18 protein-coding genes and 1 riboswitch are annotated in these 18217 nt (G+C 66.2%); of the genes, 11 read left to right on the top strand and 7 right to left on the bottom strand.

What is annotated here, in order from left to right:
* Window positions 1–27: 27 nt before the first annotated feature.
* On the top strand, window positions 28–1797 hold the full coding sequence (locus tag JOF57_RS18410) for a BamB-related PQQ repeat family beta-propellar protein (protein ID WP_209918823.1): 1770 nt from the start codon (window positions 28–30) through the stop codon (window positions 1795–1797).
* Here JOF57_RS18410 and JOF57_RS18405 read toward each other — a convergent pair.
* Both JOF57_RS18405 and JOF57_RS18400 read right to left on the bottom strand, forming a co-directional pair.
* Window positions 1785–2675: a diphosphate--fructose-6-phosphate 1-phosphotransferase gene (locus JOF57_RS18405; protein WP_209923477.1), complete on the bottom strand. Its 891-nt coding sequence runs from the start codon at window positions 2673–2675 to the stop codon at window positions 1785–1787. The genes JOF57_RS18410 and JOF57_RS18405 overlap by 13 nt on opposite strands.
* A 23-nt stretch (window positions 2676–2698) precedes the next feature.
* Entirely contained in the window at window positions 2699–3922 is a 1224-nt protein-coding gene (locus JOF57_RS18400) for an NADH:flavin oxidoreductase (protein ID WP_209918821.1), read from the bottom strand.
* 37 nt (window positions 3923–3959) lie between these two features.
* Here JOF57_RS18400 and JOF57_RS18395 point away from each other — a divergent pair, with 37 nt between their 5' ends.
* The 4 genes from JOF57_RS18395 to JOF57_RS18380 all read left to right on the top strand — a co-directional run bounded on the left by JOF57_RS18395 (window position 3960) and on the right by JOF57_RS18380 (window position 7450).
* Window positions 3960–4811 (top strand): bifunctional methylenetetrahydrofolate dehydrogenase/methenyltetrahydrofolate cyclohydrolase, encoded by an 852-nt coding sequence (locus JOF57_RS18395; RefSeq protein WP_209918819.1) that lies wholly within the window; start codon window positions 3960–3962, stop codon window positions 4809–4811.
* Window positions 4808–5101, top strand: coding sequence for a DUF3017 domain-containing protein (locus JOF57_RS18390; RefSeq protein WP_209918817.1), 294 nt, complete (start codon window positions 4808–4810; stop codon window positions 5099–5101). Before JOF57_RS18395 ends, JOF57_RS18390 begins: the two co-directional genes overlap by 4 nt.
* A gap of 184 nt (window positions 5102–5285) precedes the next feature.
* Window positions 5286–5909 (top strand): TetR/AcrR family transcriptional regulator, encoded by a 624-nt coding sequence (locus tag JOF57_RS18385; protein ID WP_209918815.1) that lies wholly within the window; start codon window positions 5286–5288, stop codon window positions 5907–5909.
* Window positions 5906–7450 (top strand): FAD-dependent monooxygenase, encoded by a 1545-nt coding sequence (locus JOF57_RS18380; RefSeq protein WP_209918813.1) that lies wholly within the window; start codon window positions 5906–5908, stop codon window positions 7448–7450. Before JOF57_RS18385 ends, JOF57_RS18380 begins: the two co-directional genes overlap by 4 nt.
* Window positions 7451–7470: 20 nt before the next feature.
* Here the strand turns inward: JOF57_RS18380 and JOF57_RS18375 are convergent, their stop codons facing one another.
* The 3 genes from JOF57_RS18375 to JOF57_RS18365 are packed head-to-tail and all read right to left on the bottom strand — an operon-like array spanning window position 7471 to window position 10673.
* Window positions 7471–8196 carry a class I SAM-dependent methyltransferase gene (locus JOF57_RS18375; RefSeq protein WP_209918811.1) on the bottom strand — a complete coding sequence of 242 codons (726 nt, stop codon included), beginning with the start codon at window positions 8194–8196 and terminating at the stop codon, window positions 7471–7473.
* On the bottom strand, window positions 8193–9323 hold the full coding sequence (metX, locus tag JOF57_RS18370) for a homoserine O-acetyltransferase MetX (protein ID WP_209918809.1): 1131 nt from the start codon (window positions 9321–9323) through the stop codon (window positions 8193–8195). Before metX ends, JOF57_RS18375 begins: the two co-directional genes overlap by 4 nt.
* An 18-nt stretch (window positions 9324–9341) precedes the next feature.
* On the bottom strand, window positions 9342–10673 hold the full coding sequence (locus JOF57_RS18365) for a bifunctional o-acetylhomoserine/o-acetylserine sulfhydrylase (RefSeq protein ID WP_209918807.1): 1332 nt from the start codon (window positions 10671–10673) through the stop codon (window positions 9342–9344).
* Window positions 10674–10840: 167 nt separating this feature from the next.
* Window positions 10841–10972, bottom strand: a riboswitch (SAM riboswitch).
* 279 nt (window positions 10973–11251) lie between these two features.
* On the opposite strand from JOF57_RS18365, the gene JOF57_RS18360 reads away from it, so the two are divergent.
* Window positions 11252–13492 (top strand): NADP-dependent isocitrate dehydrogenase, encoded by a 2241-nt coding sequence (locus JOF57_RS18360; protein WP_209918805.1) that lies wholly within the window; start codon window positions 11252–11254, stop codon window positions 13490–13492.
* A gap of 10 nt (window positions 13493–13502) precedes the next feature.
* Here JOF57_RS18360 and JOF57_RS18355 read toward each other — a convergent pair whose 3' ends face one another.
* On the bottom strand, window positions 13503–14330 hold the full coding sequence (locus JOF57_RS18355) for an epoxide hydrolase EphH (RefSeq protein ID WP_209918803.1): 828 nt from the start codon (window positions 14328–14330) through the stop codon (window positions 13503–13505).
* A 72-nt stretch (window positions 14331–14402) separates the two neighbouring features.
* Between JOF57_RS18355 and JOF57_RS18350 the strand changes: the two genes are divergently transcribed.
* From JOF57_RS18350 to JOF57_RS18340, 3 genes are all read left to right on the top strand, one after another.
* Entirely contained in the window at window positions 14403–15212 is an 810-nt protein-coding gene (locus JOF57_RS18350; RefSeq protein ID WP_307870047.1) for an exodeoxyribonuclease III, read from the top strand.
* Between the two features lie 209 nt (window positions 15213–15421).
* Window positions 15422–15730 (top strand): nucleotidyltransferase family protein, encoded by a 309-nt coding sequence (locus JOF57_RS18345; RefSeq protein ID WP_307870046.1) that lies wholly within the window; start codon window positions 15422–15424, stop codon window positions 15728–15730.
* Between the two features lie 121 nt (window positions 15731–15851).
* The gene (locus JOF57_RS18340) at window positions 15852–16058 is read left to right on the top strand and encodes a HepT-like ribonuclease domain-containing protein (protein WP_209918801.1); all 207 of its coding nucleotides are present in this window, start codon (window positions 15852–15854) and stop codon (window positions 16056–16058) included.
* 8 nt (window positions 16059–16066) lie between these two features.
* Here the strand turns inward: JOF57_RS18340 and JOF57_RS18335 are convergent, their stop codons facing one another.
* Window positions 16067–16684: a TIGR03086 family metal-binding protein gene (locus JOF57_RS18335; RefSeq protein ID WP_209918799.1), complete on the bottom strand. Its 618-nt coding sequence runs from the start codon at window positions 16682–16684 to the stop codon at window positions 16067–16069.
* 51 nt (window positions 16685–16735) lie between these two features.
* Between JOF57_RS18335 and JOF57_RS18330 the strand changes: the two genes are divergently transcribed.
* On the top strand, window positions 16736–17149 hold the full coding sequence (locus tag JOF57_RS18330; RefSeq protein ID WP_209918797.1) for a MarR family winged helix-turn-helix transcriptional regulator: 414 nt from the start codon (window positions 16736–16738) through the stop codon (window positions 17147–17149).
* A 33-nt stretch (window positions 17150–17182) separates the two neighbouring features.
* Window positions 17183–18199 (top strand): tryptophan--tRNA ligase, encoded by a 1017-nt coding sequence (gene trpS, locus JOF57_RS18325; protein ID WP_209918794.1) that lies wholly within the window; start codon window positions 17183–17185, stop codon window positions 18197–18199.
* Window positions 18200–18217: the final 18 nt, after the last annotated feature.

Below are 18217 nucleotides of genomic sequence, written 5' to 3'. Positions count from 1 at the left end.
GTGTCGCGGCGTGTGACGATGGCACGCATGAGTTCTGAAGGGGTGCAGAAGGCCGCCGTCCGGGTCCTCGGCGTGCTGCGCCAGGTGGGCACGGTGCTGGCCGGTGCGGCGGTGGTCTGGTTGGTGTGGGCCGTGGCGTTGGGCGCCTGGGCGCGGCTGATTGCACCGCGCAGTGCAGGTGAAAGCGGCTGGTACGTCTTCGGCCTGCACCGCTGGGGCGACGCGTTGCCGAATCGGATGGTGCTGGCGGTGACGGTGATCGCGCTGGTGCTGCTCGCGGCGATGGCGTACAGCGTGTGGCGCGGACGTACGGACCGTGACCTTGCCGCTACCCCGGTCGGCGCGGCGGGCGTGGCGGCGATACTGGTCATCGCCTACGTCAGTCAGGGCATCCCGGCGTTCTATCGCAAGGTGATGGACAGCGCCCCGGTCACCACGGCATTGCCGCTCGGTGCGGCGGCGTGGTGCTTGTGTCTGGCTGGTGCAGTGGCGGCGTTCCTGGCGGCACGCGCCTTCCCGCGCTTGGAACGCGGCTCGGTGAAGTTGCTGGCGATCGGTGCAGCGATCGCCGTCGTCGTTGCCGCGGTGGTGACCGTGGGCGCGTTGCGGGCGGGTGACGACGGGCGCTTCGTGGACGCGACGACGGCGCCGGCTACCGATGTGCCCGCAGTACCCGCCGGGCTGGGGAAGCGGACGTTCACCGTGTCGGTGCCCGATGCCTTCGGTGATCAACGTTTGCCGGTCTATGACATGGACTCTGCGGGGGCCGGTTTCGCGGTGTATCGCGACGGCCGCATCACGGCCTACGGTTCTGACGGCAAGGAGCGCTGGCACTACGCGCGTACCGGCCCCGGTGATGTGGGCGTCGAAGCGATGCGGGTGGTCGACAACGGCGCCACGGTGCTGGCGTTCGTCGGCGGCGGCCTGGTCGGCTTGGATGCGGTCACCGGCGAATACCTGTGGGCCAGTGACGATGCGGGCTTGCAGGAGGCGGCCCGCGGACGTCTACGTTCTGCGACCGGTCCGTTCATCGTGGGGTGGGATGACCAGCACACCTGGACCCGGTATGACAGCCGGACCGGACATGCGTTGTGGAGTGTGCCCGCACCTCATCCCGGTTGCGGCATTGTCGAACCCGTGGTGACCGCCTCCGGCGTGGTGTCCACGGTCCAGTGTCAGGACGGCAAGGTCTGGTTGAGTGTCCTCGATCCCGAAACAGGGGAAATCGGTTGGGACACAGTTCTGTCGGAGAGGAAGATCGACCCGGCGGTGCCGATCGAACAGCGGTACGTCCAACTCGGGTCCAAGCCGGCCAACGGCATCGGGGTCGTCATCTCGCTGCAGGGCGCCGGTGCGCCCGACGCCGCCAGGTATGCCGACATCGTTCACCGCACCGTCACCGAATTACCGGCAGATGGCCGCTTCGCCGAATCATACGGTCCCAGTGATGATTTCGTGGTGTGGTTTCTGACTGACCGGACCACCCGGCTGACCCTGTTCGGGTCGGACGGCCGTCAACGGTGCCAGGTTCCCGACGGCGTCGAGGCGGTTCGGACGAACGTGCCGAGCCGACGAGTCGACCAGCCTGCCTACGTCGCGTTCCCCGACACTCTGGTCCTTGCCGACCGCGGCGTCCGGGGCACGCCGGGATCGCTGCGCACGTTCGACGCGAGGACGTGCGCGCAGACCGCGACGGCGCCTGCGGAATCGGTGGAGGGGCTCGTTCCGGCGCCGGGTGCGGTGTTGGTGCTACGGCGCGACGGGCAGACGCTGCAGATCGACGGCTACACCGGCTGAGTCGGCGTATTGGCCAGGGTCGGCACGGCTTCTTCCGGGTAGCGGTCCTGGGCGTCCCAGACGTCCCAGGTCTGCACGGCCCAGAACACCGCAAACAGCACAATCAGGGTGAGTTCGGTGGCGATGACACCGAAGTGCCACCCCAGGACCAGCAGCACGATGCCGGCCACGACGGTGACGAGCATGAGCGCCGCGATGGTGGCGTAGAACCGGGCCAGGTGTCGGCGCACGGCGGCACGTGCGTAGCACGCGTGGTAGACCGCGACGAGCGTGATGGCCAGGAACATCGCCACCGCGGCGATGACGTGCGCATGTTCGGCGAACCAGTCCCACAACATCAGCGGGGCGCCGGCGATAGCGATGATCAATAATGCTGTCGGGAGCCATTTTTCGACCCGAAGAAGCGCGGTGGCGACAGTCTTCCACAGGGTGGCGGCCTCAGCGCAGGACGGGGCGGAGGGCACCGGGGCCCGCTGCGGGCGCCGCCAGCGGTCCAGCGCCAGGTACATGCCGGTGCCGACGGCGACGGCCACGAACAGTGCGGCGACGTTGTTGGCGACACCCCCGAACGGGTCGCTCACCGTGGGAAGCCATGGCCGGCACAGGTCGTCGGAACCGGTGGGCACCAGGGCGACGATGAAGGCCATGAACCCGGAGTAGTTCAGCAGCGCGTCCTCGCCCACCCGGCTGCCCTTGTAGGCGATCAGGCAGATGCCGATCGCGCACAGGGAAGCCAGGAACACCGCGTGGGTGCGGGTGTAGAAGAACGCGCTGATCGACCCCTGCGGGCAGGTGTGCGCCCAGGTCAATGCCAGCGAGGTCAGCAGGAACACCACCAGCGCGACCAGCCCGACCCGCACGTAGCGGTAGGTCACCATGGTGTCGCTGATGGCGTCTGTGCTCACTTCACGAGTGTGTCGGGCGCTCCCGTCACCACGCAATGGGTGTGGCTGTAGATGGTCGGCATGCACTCGTTGCAGTGCGTGCACAGCGATTTGACCGAACCCTTGGTTTCCTCGGCCTGGATCCGGTTGAGCAGATCCGGCTCGGCGAGTAGCGCCCGGCCCATCGCGATGAACTCGAAGCCTGCCGCCATCGCCCGGTCCATGGTCTCGCGGTTGGTGATACCGCCCAGCAGGATGATCGGCATGGTCAGCTCGGCGCGGAACTTCTCGGCGTCGCGCATCAGATATGCCTCGTGGTACGGGTATTCGCGGAAGAACTTGTTGCCGCTCATCCGGATGCCCCAGCTGATCGGGGGTTTGAAGTTCGCGGCGAATTCCTTGACCGGCGCGCCGCCGCGGAACAGGTACATCGGGTTGACCAGCGAGCTGCCTGCGGTGAGTTCGATGGCGTCCAGGCCACCGTCTTCCTCGAGCCACTTGGCGGTCTGCAGCGACTCATCCATCGGGATACCGCCGCGGATACCGTCGCTCATGTTGAGCTTGGCGATGACGGCGATCTTGCGGTCGCCGTGCTTGTCGACGGCGTCACGCACCGCCCGCACCACGCCTCGGGCCACCTTCGCCCGGTTCTCCAAGGACCCGCCGAATTCGTCGGTGCGGCGGTTGATCAGCGGGGACAGGAACGAGCTGGCCAGGTAGTTGTGGCCGAGGTGCACCTCGACGGCGTCGAATCCCGAGTCGATGGCCAGCCGCGCGGCGTTGGCGTGGGCTTCGGTGACGTCGCGGATGTCGTCGATAGTGGCCTTCTTGGCGAACCGCATCGACAGCGGGTTGAAGAACCGCACGGGGGCCAGCGCCTTGGCCTTGTTGGTGCGCGAATTGGCCACCGGGCCGGCATGGCCGATCTGGGCGCTGATGGCAGCGCCCTCGGCGTGGACGGTGTCGGTCAGTCTGGTCAGCCCGGGCACCGCCTCGGGCCGCATCCAGATCTGCCAACCGTCGGTGCGGCCACCCTGGGACACCGCGCAGTACGCGACGGTGGTCATGCCGACACCGCCGGCCGCGGGCAGCCGGTGGTAGTTGATCAAATCATCGGTGACCAGCGCATCAGGGGTCGAAGCTTCGAAGGTGGCGGCCTTGATGATGCGGTTACGCAGCGTCAAGGGGCCGAGTTTGGCCTCACTGAATACATCAGTGAACACATTGGGCTGGGTGTTCATATGCTGAGCCTGCCACGTGGCTGACACAATGGCAGCCGTGGGTGCGATTGTGTTGGACGGTAAGGCCACGCGTGACGAGATCTTCGTGGATCTCAAGCAGCGCGTCGCGAAGTTGACCGAAGCGGGCCGCACGCCCGGGCTCGGGACCGTGTTGGTCGGTGACGACCCCGGTTCGCAGGCCTACGTGCGCGGCAAGCATGCCGACTGCGCCAAGGTCGGGATCACCTCCATCCGCCGTGACCTGCCTGCCGATATCACCCAGGCTCAGCTCGATGAGACCATCGACGAGCTCAATGCCAACCCGGAGTGCACGGGCTACATCGTGCAGCTGCCGCTGCCCAAGCATCTCGACGAGAACGCCGCACTGGAGCGCATCGACCCGGCCAAGGACGCCGACGGTCTGCATCCGACCAACCTCGGCCGGCTCGTGCTCGGTAAAGAGGCACCGCTGCCGTGTACTCCCCGTGGGATCGTGCACCTGTTGCGCCGGTTCGACGTGCCGATCGCGGGGGCGCACGTCGTGGTGATCGGGCGCGGGGTCACCGTCGGCCGGCCGATGGGCCTGCTGCTGACCCGACGATCGGAGAACGCCACGGTGACGCTGTGCCACACGGGCACCCGCGATCTGCCGAGTCTGACGCGGCAGGCCGACATCATCATCGCCGCGGTCGGGGTGCCGCACATGGTGACCGCCGACATGGTCAAGCCCGGCGCGGCCGTCGTCGACGTCGGCGTCAGCCGGGTGGACGGCAAGCTCACCGGTGACGTTGCGCCCGATGTCTGGGACGTGGCCGGGCACGTGTCGCCCAACCCGGGCGGGGTGGGTCCGTTGACGCGGGCGTTCCTGCTGAGCAATGTCGTCGAGCTCGAAGAGTCGAAACTGGCGTGACGGTGAATGAGTTCGTCCGCAAGGTGTTCGCCGGACAGTGGCCGATCCTGGTGGTCGGGCTGTTCTTCATTGCGGCGTTCGCCTTGGTGGCGGCGGGCTATTGGCGCCGCGGCGCGCTGGTCATCGGGATCGGCGTGGGCGCTGCGGCCGCGCTGCGGCTGGCCCTGACCGATGACCGGGCCGGGCTCCTGGTGGTGCGTTCGCGGACCATCGACTTCACGACCACCGCGACGGTGAGTGCCATCGTGCTCTACATCGCCTGGACCATCGACCCGCTGGGCACCTCGTAATTTTCTCGCCCGAGTGGCCAGTTCTTGCACTGAGCTGGGGAAACTCCGGGTAATAACTGGCCTTTCGGCGCACCGGCAAGGGCCTAGATGCAAGGCGCCTGATGGGCTCGGCACTCGCGATCCCACAGGAAATGCCCAGCGGGCAATATTGCCTAATAGGCAACAATTGGTCTAGCGTGGTGGCATGGAGCCGGGACTGCGGGAGCGTAAGAAGCGCGATACACGACGGGCGCTGAGCGATGCGGCGTTGACGTTGGCGTTCGAGCGCGGACTGGAGAACGTCACCCGCGAGGACATCGCCAATCTGGCCGGGGTCTCGCTGCGCACCTTCACCAACTACTTCGCCGGCAAGTACGACGCGCTGGCATACCGGCAGCAGGAGCGCTTGCGTCGCAGCATCGACCTGCTGAGGTCTCGCCCGGCAGACGAACCGCTGTGGACCGCGATCGCCGAGTCCGTGACCAGTCCGGTGGACGCCGATATGTCCGATGTCTACGGCGCGGAGAACGTGCTGCCGACCCGCCGGCAGCTGGCCGAGGTCCGAAAACTGCTGATGATCCCGGAGATGCGCGATGCGACCTTCCGAGGGATGTCCGACGAGTGGGTGACGGCGATCGCCGAACGGACCGGCACCGACCCGGAACGCGATATGTATCCGCGGCTGGTGGCCGCCGTGGTGCGTGCGGTCGGCGATGTCGCGATGGACGAATACGGGATCGCTGATCCACCAGTGCCTTTCACGTCACTGCTGCGTAAAGGGTTCGCGGCGGTGGCCGCGGGCCTGCCTGAGCCAGGAGGGAAGAAATGAAAGATCAGGTAGACGTCGTCATCTGCGGCGCCGGTCCCAACGGCCTGCTGGTGGCGGGGGAGCTGGCGCTGGCCGGGGTGCGGCCGGTGGTGCTCGAGCAGCTGCCCGAGCCGAGCCCCGAACTCAAGGCGAATGGCATTGTCGGGCAGGCAAATCGCGTGCTCGATCTGCGGGGTCTGTATCGGACGCTCAGTGGATCGGCCGAGGCTCCGCAGCCCATGGGCGGCTACATATTCGCCGGCATGCAGGTGCCGTTCGCCGATGTTGTCGAGAACCCCATGTACGGCATGGTGATTCAACAGCCCAAGGTGGTGCGCCAACTGGTGGACTGGGTGCAGGGCCTGGGGGTCGAGATCCGTTGGGGGCACGAGGTCGTCGATCTCCAGCAGCAATCCGATGGCGTCACCGTGGATGTCGCGGCATCCACGGGGAGCTACCGACTGTCGACCACCTACCTTGTCGGCGCCGACGGGGGCCGTAGTCCGGTCAGGAAGAAGGCCGACATCGAGTTTCCCGGGCTGACCTCCGAGGTGATCGCACGGGTGGCCCACATCAGCCTGCCGGAGGAGTTGCGTTCCGGCTACGGCGCGTTGAACATTCCCGGTGTCGGACATATCCCGTTCGGGCACAATCGGTTCGACGGCGGTGTACTGATCTATGCGGAATTCCAGCAGGGACGGTCGATGCTCGGGACCATCGAATACGGATCCATCCTGCCCGCCGACGCGCCGGACCTGACGATCGACGAGTTGCGTGAGAGCGTGAGGCGAGTGGTCGGCGCTGACCTGCCGATCGCGCCCCCGGACGGGCCGGGACCACATGCCCTGCGCCGGATCAACGGCCAGAACACCCGTCAGGCAGCGCAGTACCGGGCCGGCAACGTCTTCCTGGTGGGCGACGCCGCACATGTCCACTCGGCCATGGGTGGCCCCGGTCTGAACCTGGGACTGCAGGACGCCATGAACCTGGGATGGAAACTGGCCGCCACGGTGCAGGGTCGGGCACCCGACGGTCTGTTGGACAGCTACCACACCGAGCGTTGGCCGGCGGGGCAGCGGGTGATGATGCAGTCGATGGCCCAGGCTGCCCTGATGGCTGCCGGTCCCGAAGTCACCGCACTGCGAACGCTTTTCGGTGAACTCCTGGCGACGCCGGACGGCTCGGCGCACATCGCCGGGGCGCTGGCCGGCTCGGATGTCCGTTACGACGTCGATGACGAGCATCGGCTGTCCGGATTCTTCGTCCCCGATTTCGTCCTGGATGACGGTCGTCGGATTGCCGAGTTGCTGCAGTCGGGGAGGCCGTTGTTGCTCGACCTGTCCGGCGGCGACTACGCCGACGTGATCGAAGGCTGGCGCGACCGGCTGGAGGTGGCGGTGGCGACCGCAGAAGACCGGCCCGCCGCGTTCCTGCTGATCCGGCCCGACGGCTATGTTGCCTGGGCGGCAGACGATTTCGCCGAGTCCGACCGAGACCGACTACGTGGTGCGCTGCAGCGTTGGGTTGGGCCGGAATCGGAACTGGATGCGCTCAGCGCCTGAGGGCGCGGCGCCGGAGCGGACTAGGTCAGGGTCGCTCGGATACCGACCGTGACGTAGGGCAGCGCCAGGCCCGATGAATGGGCCAGCGCCGGATGGGTGGCCAGCAGTTCGCGGACCTGCTCCAGCGTCCGGGTGCGCACCTGCTCCGGTGAGGTGATGCAGTAGCTGCGGGAGGCCACCAGATCGATGAGGGCCTGCGGCGTCAGGTAACTCGTCCACTCCACCTGGCGGCGCTCGACGGCGCCGAACGGCTCGGCCAGCGCCACCTCGTTGTTCGGATCATGCTCGGGCCCGATGATGCGGCCCAGATCCTTGACCCAGCCGGACCGCTCGTCGCGCGTGTTCCACACCAGACCCAACCGGCCGCCGGGGCGCAGCACCCGGCTGACCTCCTTGACGGCCCGCTCGGGGTCGAACCAGTGCCACGCCTGGGCCACCAGCACCGCGTCGACGCTGTTGTCAGCCAGCGGGATCTCCTCGGCCGTGCCCAGCAGTGCCGGAGTGTCCGGCAACGAGTTCGACAGCAGCTCAAGCATTTCCGGGATGGGGTCGACGGCAGTGACGTTCAGCCCGCGTTCCACCAGCCGGGTGGTCAGCTTGCCGGTGCCTGCTCCCAGGTCCAGCACATCGTGGGCGCCGGTGGGAAGCAGCCAGTCGATCGCCTCCGGTGGGTACGACGGCCTGCCGCGTTCGTATGCCGCGGCCTCTGAGCCGAAGGACAGGGAACGCGCCGTGGGCGAGCTCACCGCTGCGCCAGCTCCAACGTGCGGCGGATCAACTTGCCCACCACTTCCGTCTCGACCAGGAAGCCGTCGTGACCGTACTCCGAGTCGACGACGTCGAGGCCGTTGCAGCCGGGAAGCAACTCGGCCAGTTCCTGCTGCAGCCGGATGGGGTAGAGCCGGTCGGAGGTGATCCCGCCGACGATGACCGGCACGGGGCAACTGCTCAGCACACTGGCTACGCCGCCACGGTCTCGGCCGACATCGTGGGTGGACAACGCATCCGAGAGGACCACATAGGTACCCGGGTCGAATCGGCGGGCCAATTTACCGCCCTGGTATTCCAGATAGCTCTGGACGGCATAGCGACCACCGGTGGTCGGATCCTCGTCGCCCTGCGCGTCGTTGCCGAATCGGTCGTCGAGTTCCTCTTCACCGCGGTAGGTCAGGTGCGCGAAGCGCCGGGCGATCTCCATGCCGGACAGCGGGGCCCGGCCGGTGCCGTGGTAATCGCCGCCCTGCCAGTCCGGATCGGCCTTGATCGCGGCCACCTGCGTGCTCTGGGTGCCGATCTGGTCGGCGGTGGCGCGGGCCCCGACGGCCAGCACCAGACCGGCGCGGACCTCTTCGGGATATCCGACGAGCCATTCCAGTGCCCGGGCTCCGCCCATCGAACCGCCGACCACCACGGCGACCTCGGTGATGCCCAAGGCGGCCAGCGCGGCCCGGTCGGCTTCGACCTGGTCACGGATCGTGATCTGGGGAAACCTTGAACCCCAGGGCTTTCCGTCAGGCGCGAGCGAGCTGGGCCCGGTGGAGCCTCGGCAGCCGCCGAGCACATTGGTCGAGATCGCGCACCACTGGTCGGTGTCGATCGGGGCGCCCGGTCCGGCCACTCCGTCCCACCAACCTGCGGTCGGATGGCCGTCGCCGGCCGGTCCGGTGACGTGCGAGTCGCCGGTCAGTGCGTGCAGCACCATCACTACGTTGTCGCGTGCGGGGGACAGCTCGCCCCATCGCTGCACGGCGATCGACACGTCAGGCAGGACGGTGCCGCTCTCCAGCGTCAGGGCACCGATGTGCACCACGCTGGTCTCGCCTTCGGCGGGCAATGGGAGGGTGGACACGGCGGGCTCTTCGGTGATCGTCATGCCGGTCGTCTCGCCGTCCTACACCGTCGCCGCGGTCTGCGCGACGCCGCTGAACGGACGGGCAGCGGCGAATCCCTGCTCCAGGTCGGCAAGGATGTCGTCGATGCCCTCGATACCGACGGCCAGCCGGACCAGACCGGGTGTGACGCCGGTGGACAGCTGTTCCTCGGGGGAGAGCTGTGCGTGGGTGGTCGAGGCCGGATGGATCACCAGCGAACGCACGTCACCGATGTTGGCGACATGGCTGTGCAGCGTCAGCGCGTTGACGAACGCCTTGCCCGCTTCCACGCCGCCGGCCAACTCGAACGCGAGCACCGCGCCGGTGCCCTTCGGTGCGAGCTTTTGGCCCAGCTCGTACCAGGGGGAGGTGGGGAGTCCGGCGTAGTTCACCGATGTCACGCCGGATTGCCCGGCGAGGTACTCGGCGACCTTCTGTGCATTGGCCACGTGGCGTTCAACACGCAGTGACAGCGTTTCCAATCCCTGCGCGATCAAAAAGGCGTTGAACGGCGAAAGCGCCGACCCTAGATCGCGCAGCAGCTGCACCCGGGCCTTCAGCGCGTAGGCGGGCGCTCCGAGCTCGGCGAAGATGACGCCGTGGTAGCTGGGGTCCGGCGTGGTAAATCCGGGGAAGTTGCCGTTGGTCCAGTCGAAGTTGCCGCTGTCGACGATGACCCCGGCGATCGCCGAGCCGTGGCCGCCCAGGTACTTGGTTGCCGAGTGCACCACGATGTCGGCGCCGAGGGCGATCGGCTGGATCAGGTACGGCGTGGCAATGGTGTTGTCGACGATCAGCGGGACACCGCTCTCGTGTGCCACGGCCGACACGTTCGGGATGTCGAGGATGTCGATCTGGGGGTTGGAGATCGTCTCGGCGAAGAACGCCTTGGTGTTGGGTCGCACGGCGGCCCGCCAGCTGTCCAGATTGTCGGGATCCTCTACGAAACTGACCTCGATGCCGAGCTTGGGCAGCGTGTAGTGGAACAGGTTGTAGGTGCCGCCGTACAGGCGCGGGCTGGACACGATGTGGTCACCGGCGCCGGCCAGGTTGAGGATGGCGAATGTCGCGGCGGCCTGACCCGAGGACAGCAGCAGCGCGGCGACGCCGCCTTCGAGTGCGGCGATGCGCTGTTCGACCACGTCGGTGGTGGGGTTCATGATCCGGGTGTAGATGTTGCCCGGCTCGGCCAGGCCGAACAGTGCGGCGGCGTGGTCGGTGTCGCGGAACGTGTACGACGTGGTCTGGTAGATCGGCAGGGCGCGGGCGTTGGTGGCGCTGTCCGGGGTCTGACCGGCGTGGACCTGCTTGGTCTCAAACGACCAGTTCGCGACACTTTCGGGGTTTGTCATGGCTGGGGTCTCCTCGGTGAGGGGATCGAAGGTAGATGTGTGGTCGGTTACCGGGGGTCGCGCCTGCCGTCAGCGACGACAGGCAGCAGACACTGGCAATTCACGGACACATACATACGGCTGACCTCCATCAGGTTTCCCTGTCTGTCTGGGGGCCCGTACCTTCGGACCCGCGCTTGCCTTGCAGCCGACCGGAAACGTTCCGTCGACTGCTCAACCTGGTCATCACCCGGGGCACCCCACCGCGGTTGGAGGGTTGCCGGCCAGCAAGCCGGGGCTTGATGCTGACACTCATGACCGGCCTGCAGCTTATCGCAACGCGCGGAGGCCGTGCCAGTCGGTTGTTCGGGATGTTTGCCTGTTCTGCGCCCGCGGGACTGGAACACGTTCGGTTCAGTCGGCATATGGAGGTGTCGGATGCGTCGCTGCGCACTAAAGTTACTGGTCAGTAACGAAAGCTGCCCCGCCGCGGTTCTCGGCGCCCTTGTAGTCTGGCCCGCGATACGACAGCAGCGAATAACCGCGGGTTACAACGAGTGATCCTCGTCGAACCGAACCTGACGCCGGGAGAGCAAACCATGACTGCCCAGCAGCCGACCATCATCTACACGCTGACCGACGAGGCGCCGCTGCTTGCGACGTACTCCTTCCTGCCGATTGTTCGCGCCTTTGCCGAACCGGCCGGTATCGATATCCAGACCAGTGATATCTCGGTGGCGGCTCGCATCCTGGCCGAGTTCGGTGATTACCTGACCGACGAGCAGAAGGTTCCCGACAACCTCGGTGAGCTGGGTCGCCTCACCCAGCTGCCCGATACCAACATCATCAAGCTGCCGAACATCAGTGCCTCGGTCCCGCAGCTCGTGGCCGCGGTCAAGGAGCTGCAGGAGAAGGGCTACGCGATCCCGGACTATCCGGGTGATCCGAAGACCGACGAAGAGAAGGCGATCCGCGACCGCTATTCGAAGATCCTCGGCAGCGCAGTGAATCCTGTTCTGCGCGAAGGGAACTCAGACCGCCGTGCCCCCAAGGCGGTCAAGGAGTACGCGCGCAAGCACCCGCACAGCATGGGCAAGTGGTCGCAGGCCTCGCGTACCCACGTGGCCACCATGAAGACCGGCGACTTCTACCACGGCGAAGAGTCGATGACGCTCGACAAAGCCCGCAACGTACGCATGGAGCTGGAGACCGCTGGGGGCGACACCATCGTCTTGAAGCCCGAGGTGAAGCTCGATGAGGGCGACGTCATCGACAGCATGTACATGAGCAAGACGGCGCTGATCGAGTTCTACGAGGAGCAGATCGAAGACGCCTACAAGACGGGCGTGATGTTCTCGCTACACGTCAAGGCCACGATGATGAAGGTCAGCCACCCCATCGTGTTCGGCCACGCCGTCAAGGTCTTCTACAAGGACGCCTTCGCCAAGCATCAGGCGCTCTTCGATGAGCTCGGCGTCAACGTCAACAACGGTCTGTCGGATCTCTACAGCAAGATCGAGACGCTGCCGGCCTCACAGCGCGAAGAGATCGTCGAGGATCTGCACCGCTGCCACGAGCACCGCCCCGAGTTGGCCATGGTCGACTCGGCCAAGGGCATCTCGAACTTCCACTCGCCGTCCGACGTGATCGTCGACGCGTCGATGCCGGCGATGATCCGCCTCGGCGGCAAGATGTACGGCGCCGACGGCCGCACCAAGGACACCAAGGCGGTCAACCCGGAGTCGACCTTCTCCCGGATGTACCAGGAAGTGATCAACTTCTGTAAGACCCACGGTCAGTTCGATCCGACCACCATGGGCACGGTCCCCAACGTCGGTCTGATGGCGCAGAAGGCCGAGGAGTACGGCAGCCACGACAAGACCTTCGAGATCCCGCAGGCCGGGACGACCAAGATCGTCGACATCGACACCGGTGAGGTGCTGCTGAGCCAGGAGGTCGAAGAGGGCGACATCTGGCGCATGCCGATCGTCAAGGACGCCCCGATCCGCGACTGGGTCAAGCTGGCCGTCAACCGGGCCAGGCTGTCCGGTATGCCTGCCGTGTTCTGGCTCGACGACGAGCGCCCACACGAGAACGAGCTGCGCAAGAAGGTCAAGGCCTACCTCAAGGAGGAGGACACCGAGGGGCTGGAGATCACGATCCTGCCGCAGGTGTGGGCCATGCGCTACACCCTGGAGCGTCTGATCCGCGGCCAGGACACCATCTCGGTGACCGGCAACATCCTGCGCGACTACCTGACCGACCTGTTCCCGATCCTGGAGCTGGGCACCAGCGCCAAGATGCTCTCGATCGTGCCGCTGATGGCCGGTGGTGGCCTGTACGAGACGGGTGCCGGTGGTTCGGCGCCCAAGCACGTGCACCAGCTGGTGGAGGAGAACCACCTGCGCTGGGATTCGCTCGGCGAGTTCCTCGCACTGGGTGCCAGCCTCGAGGACCTGGGCAACAAGTTGGACAACGACAAGGCCAAGGTGCTGGCTACCGCGCTCGACACCGCGACCGGAGAGTTGTTGGGCGAGAACAAGTCTCCGTCCCGCAAGACCGGTGAGCTCGACAACCGGGGCAGCCAGTTCTACCTCGCGCTGTACTGGGCGCAGGCGCTGGCCGAGCAGACCGAGGACAAGGAGTTGGCCGCGCAGTTCGCTCCGCTGGCCAAGGCTCTCGGCGAGCAGGAGCAGGCCATCGTCGCCGAACTCAACGCGGCCCAGGGCAAGCCGGCCGATATCGGCGGCTACTACTACCCGGACGCCGAGAAGACGGCGGCGGTGATGCGTCCGAGCAAGACGCTCAACGACGTGCTGACGGCTTTCGAGAAGGCCTAGGTTTCGCCGCTCAGCCCGTCGCGCGCGTCGGATCGGTATGCCGGTCCACGAATTCGGTGATCACCCGGGTGATGGTGTCGGGTGCCTCGAACATCGGGACGTGTCCGACGCCCTTCAGGGTGGTGACGACGGCGTCCGGCGCCAGGCTGGCGGTGAAGTGCCGGGTGAACCGGGGTGCCGGCAGCACCCGGTCCTTTTCGCAGATCACCAGATGCGTGGGGGTGCGGGAATTCCGGATCTCCATCAGGCCCGCGGTGGTCAGCGCCTTGAGCATGAGCTTGAAGTACGCCGGGCAGTGTGCCAGGTCCTCGATCAGGTCGTGTCGGTCGCTGTCATTGAGCGCTTCGGGAGTCGCGCTCACGGCCAGGTAGGAGATCTGTTCGGACAGCGGCAGTTTCAGCACCTGCTGGCGTAGCGCCGCGGTGGCCAGGACGACCGGCAGGGCCGCCACGAACTTGGCGATGATCTCGTACTTGACCGGGGTGAACCGGGACCAGCCGCCCGCGGGGGCGATGCCGGTCAGCGTGCGGGCCCGGCCGCGGCGTTCCAGTTCGAAGGCCACCCAGCCGCCCAGTGAGTTGCCGACGATGTGTGCGGTGCACCAGCCGAGGTCGTCGAGTCGGCGTTCGATGTCGTCGGCCAGGGCTGTGACGTCGAGGAGCATCGGTGCTGGTGCGCCGCCGTGGTGGCCGGCCATGGTGGGGGCGAACACCTCGTAGCGACCGGTCTGCGCGAGTTGGGGTGCGACGTACTTCCACACGCTCTGTGACAGCAGGAACGGATGCAGCAGCAGGATGGGCTCGCCGGAGCCGAGGTGGATGGGTGCACGTTCAGCCATGCCGCCCGACATTAAGGTGATACCGCCGGTACCGCAAGGGGCCTGTCGGTGGGGGTCGGTAGGGTCTGGGCCGTGGCATCTCCAGGACCTCTGACCGTCAGCACCATCAACGTCAACGGTATTCGTGCCGCGGTCAAACAGCGGTCCACCGACAACCTCGGCCTGCTGCCCTGGCTCAAGGAAACCGACTCTGATGTGGTGTGTCTGCAGGAGACCCGGGCCGACGATGAGCAGCTCAACGATGCCTTGACCCCGGCCCTGGCCGACGGGTGGAACCTGGCGTCGGCAGTTCCGCATGTCAAGGGCCGCAACGGGGTTGCGGTGCTGTCCCGGCATCCCATCGAGGCGGCCCGGCTGCTGGTGTCCGATGAGTTCGAGGCGCACGGGCGTTATCTCGAGGTGGATACCGCGGGGGTGACGGTGGCCAGCTTGTACGTCCCGACGGGCGAGGCCGAGACGGACCGCCAGCTGGAGAAGGAACGGTTCATGACCACCATCGCCGCCCGGATGGCCGAGCTGCAGGCCCGTGACGCGGTGCTGTGCGGTGATTGGAACATCGCTCACACCGAGAATGACATCAAGAACTGGAAAGGCAACGTCAAGAAGGCCGGCTTCCTGCCCAGTGAGCGGGCCTGGCTCACTGAGCTCTTGGGCACCGGCTGGGTGGATGTGGTCCGCGTGCTGCATCCCGACGTGGCCGGGCCTTACAGCTGGTGGTCATGGCGCGGCAAGGCTTTCGACAACGATGCCGGCTGGCGCATCGACTATCACCTGGCCAGCCCGGGGTTGGCGGCGCGAGCTGCGTCGGCGCGGGTGGACCGGGCCGAGCTGTACGCGCTGCGGTGGTCCGACCACTCACCCGTGACGGTCAGTTACGGCTGAGCCCAACCAGGCTGCCGACACACCGATCGCGCGCTCGTCATAGCCCGCAGTCACCCTGGCCGGGATAGGCTTACAGGTGCTTACGCCGAGGATTGTGGTCAGTATGTGGCTGTAATCCTCGGCTTAGTGTTCGGCACAGAACGCCGACACAGATATTTGCGAGACACGCCCTAGATTCGTCGGGACAATTGCCCGTGGAGGTGGCGACGGTGCACGAAGTGGTCGAGTCGAAACGACATGAGGTCGAGGCGTTGTGCCGTGAGCTTTCGGTGCGTCGACTCGATGTGTTCGGTTCTGCCGTCGGGGACGCGTTCGACGCCGAGTCAAGTGATGTCGACGTTCTCGTCGAGTTCGAAGTGCGGGCGGACTTCGACTACTTCGATCAGTACTTCTCTCTGAAAGAAGGCCTTGAGCGGATATTCGGGCGCGCGGTCGACGTCGTGACGGTGTCGAGCATCAAGAACCCGTACTTCAAGCAACACGTTATGCGGACACGGGAAGCTCTGTATGCCGCGTGATGCAAGGAAATATCTTTGGGATGCGCGGCATGCGGTGACGCTTGTCCGTCAGTTCAGCCATGGGAAAACGTTTGCCGATTACCAGGCTGAGGCTCTGCTTCGTTCTGCGGTCGAATGACAATTGGAGATCATTGGCGAGGCCCTCAACCAGCTATCGAAAGTGGATGAGGGACTTTCAGCGAGGATTCCAGATCTTGCGCGGATCGTGGCATTCCGCAACATCCTGATTCATGGATACGCGGATGTCGATGATGCTTTGGTATGGCAGGTGATCACCGACAAACTGCCAGAGTTAGAGAACGTACTTGACGAACTTCTTCGTGAGTGAGTAATCAGTTACGGCTGGCGCCAGTCCGGCCGCCGGCCCAGGTGAGCCAGAATCCGATCGAAATCCGTTGTCGCCGAACCATTGACGGCCCGGCCGAATGGTGAGGGCGCACTGTCGCGAAAGTCGCCGTCGGGGATCGCCATGGCCAAGGGCAAGACGGCGCTGACCACGTCAGCGGGTAGCTCGTAGGCCGCTCCGAGGCTGGCCGCGACGTCCCAGCCGTGCACGGCGTAATCGACGAAGTGGAATCCGACCGCCAGCGCGCCCGGGAACGTCGCATCCGGGCCGAACTCGGGTAGTGCAAACGTCGTCTCCATGACCCCGTCATCGGCGAACGCGTCGAGCACGTCATGGGCGGCCTTGGCGTAGGTGCCGGCCGGGTCGGCGCGCACGGCGTCGGTCACCGTCTCGGCCTTCCATGTCGCCTCGTCGGCACCGTTTCCTCGTGCGGCGGCGGCGAACCCATGGTGCTGCGCGGTCATGTGGGCCAGGAGGCCGGTGAGTGTCCACTCCGCGCAGGGGGTGGGGCGGTCCAGGTCTGAGGGGCGGACCGCGTCGACGGCATCGATGGAGCGCAGAACGGCGACGCGATGCACGGGGCGTAGGTCGGTGTCGATAGTAGGCATACGCTTACGATAAGCGGAGGCACACGATATGGCAACGCCTACGATGAGCCGATGTCGAAGCGTCCGGATCTGGCAGCGATGCTCGCCCCGTTGATGCGGGACCTGATCGCCGCCGAGCAGCCCGTGCTGGACGCTCACGGCCTGACGATGTGGGGCTATGTCGTGCTGCTGGCCCTGGACCGGTCTTCGGTGCGGACCCAGGCGGCCCTGGCCGAGGCGATCGGCGCTGACAAGACGCGCATCATCCGCACCCTCGATGACCTGCAACAACAGGGCTTCATCGAGCGCGGGGCCGACCCCGACGACCGGCGGGTACGGCTGTTGAACATCACCGCGGCGGGCCGCGCGGTCAAGGACGCGGCGCAGCGGGAGATCCAGCGCGGGGAGGAGCGGTGGCTGGGTGAGTTGTCTGCCGACGATCGAAAAGTGTTCCTGCGGGTGCTGCAGCAGCTGACCCCCGAGTAGTCCGGATGACGCCAGTGCGAAAATCAGAAGATCATGAGTAGCGGAAGCAAACAGGTCGTATTCTCGGGCGCCCAGCCCACCTCTGACTCCCTGCACCTCGGCAATGCGCTCGGTGCCGTCACGCACTGGGCGCAGCTACAGGACGGTTACGAGGCGTTCTTCTGCGTCGTCGACCAGCACGCCATCACGGTGCCCCAGGACCCGGAGACGCTGCGCCGCCGCACACTGGTGACTGCCGCGCAGTACCTGGCGCTGGGCATCGACCCGACCCGGAGCACCGTGTTCGTCCAGAGCCACGTGCCAGAGCACAGTCAATTAGCTTGGGTGCTGGGGTGTTTCACCGGCTTCGGTCAGGCATCACGGATGACGCAGTTCAAGGACAAGTCGCAGAAGCAGGGTGCGGATGCCACCACCGTGGGGCTGTTCACCTATCCGGTGCTGATGGCCGCCGACGTGCTGCTGTACGACACCGACCTGGTGCCGGTCGGGGAGGACCAGCGTCAGCATCTGGAGTTGGCCCGCGACCTGGCGCAGCGGTTCAACGCCCGATTCCCGGGCACCTTCGTCGTGCCCGAGGCCATGATCCCCAAGGCAACCGCCAAGATCTACGACCTGCAGGATCCGTCGGCGAAGATGAGCAAGTCCGCGGCCAGCGACGCCGGGCTGATCAGCCTTCTCGACGACCCGAAGGCGACGGCCAAGAAGATCCGCTCGGCGGTGACCGACAGCGAGCGCGAGATCCGGTTCGACCCGGAGGCCAAGCCCGGCATCTCGAACCTGCTGACCATCCAGTCCGCGGTGACCGGTGCCGATATCGACAAGCTGGTCGAGGGTTATGCCGGCCGTGGCTACGGCGATCTCAAGAAGGAGACCGCCGAGGCCGTGGTGGAGTTCGTCACGCCGATCAAGGCCAGGGTCGACGAACTGCTGGACGATCCGACCGAACTCCAGGCGGCCTTGGCCGCCGGGGCGGAACACGCCCGGGAGGTCGCGGGGAAGACTCTCGCCCGGGTTTACGACAGGATAGGGTTTCTTCAGCAAACGCCGTAGGCGCCAGGGGAGGGGTTG

Source organism: Mycolicibacterium lutetiense (assembly GCF_017876775.1).
Lineage (GTDB): Bacteria > Actinomycetota > Actinomycetes > Mycobacteriales > Mycobacteriaceae > Mycobacterium > Mycobacterium lutetiense.
Note: the sequence above shows the minus strand (reverse complement) of the source record. Positions and strands in the feature narration are given on the sequence as shown.

Excerpts from the sequence above, each read along its gene's own strand:
- JOF57_RS18410 (WP_209918823.1), top strand. The coding sequence starts at position 28 with ATGAGTTCTGAAGGGGTGCAGAAGGCCGCCGTCCGGGTCCTCGGCGTG.
- JOF57_RS18405 (WP_209923477.1), bottom strand. The coding sequence starts at position 2,675 with ATGGTGACCTACCGCTACGTGCGGGTCGGGCTGGTCGCGCTGGTGGTG.
- JOF57_RS18400 (WP_209918821.1), bottom strand. The coding sequence starts at position 3,922 with ATGAACACCCAGCCCAATGTGTTCACTGATGTATTCAGTGAGGCCAAA.
- JOF57_RS18385 (WP_209918815.1), top strand. The coding sequence starts at position 5,286 with ATGGAGCCGGGACTGCGGGAGCGTAAGAAGCGCGATACACGACGGGCG.
- JOF57_RS18380 (WP_209918813.1), top strand. The coding sequence starts at position 5,906 with ATGAAAGATCAGGTAGACGTCGTCATCTGCGGCGCCGGTCCCAACGGC.
- metX (WP_209918809.1), bottom strand. The coding sequence starts at position 9,323 with ATGACGATCACCGAAGAGCCCGCCGTGTCCACCCTCCCATTGCCCGCC.
- JOF57_RS18365 (WP_209918807.1), bottom strand. The coding sequence starts at position 10,673 with ATGACAAACCCCGAAAGTGTCGCGAACTGGTCGTTTGAGACCAAGCAG.
- JOF57_RS18360 (WP_209918805.1), top strand. The coding sequence starts at position 11,252 with ATGACTGCCCAGCAGCCGACCATCATCTACACGCTGACCGACGAGGCG.
- JOF57_RS18355 (WP_209918803.1), bottom strand. The coding sequence starts at position 14,330 with ATGGCTGAACGTGCACCCATCCACCTCGGCTCCGGCGAGCCCATCCTG.
- JOF57_RS18335 (WP_209918799.1), bottom strand. The coding sequence starts at position 16,684 with ATGCCTACTATCGACACCGACCTACGCCCCGTGCATCGCGTCGCCGTT.
- JOF57_RS18330 (WP_209918797.1), top strand. The coding sequence starts at position 16,736 with ATGTCGAAGCGTCCGGATCTGGCAGCGATGCTCGCCCCGTTGATGCGG.
- trpS (WP_209918794.1), top strand. The coding sequence starts at position 17,183 with ATGAGTAGCGGAAGCAAACAGGTCGTATTCTCGGGCGCCCAGCCCACC.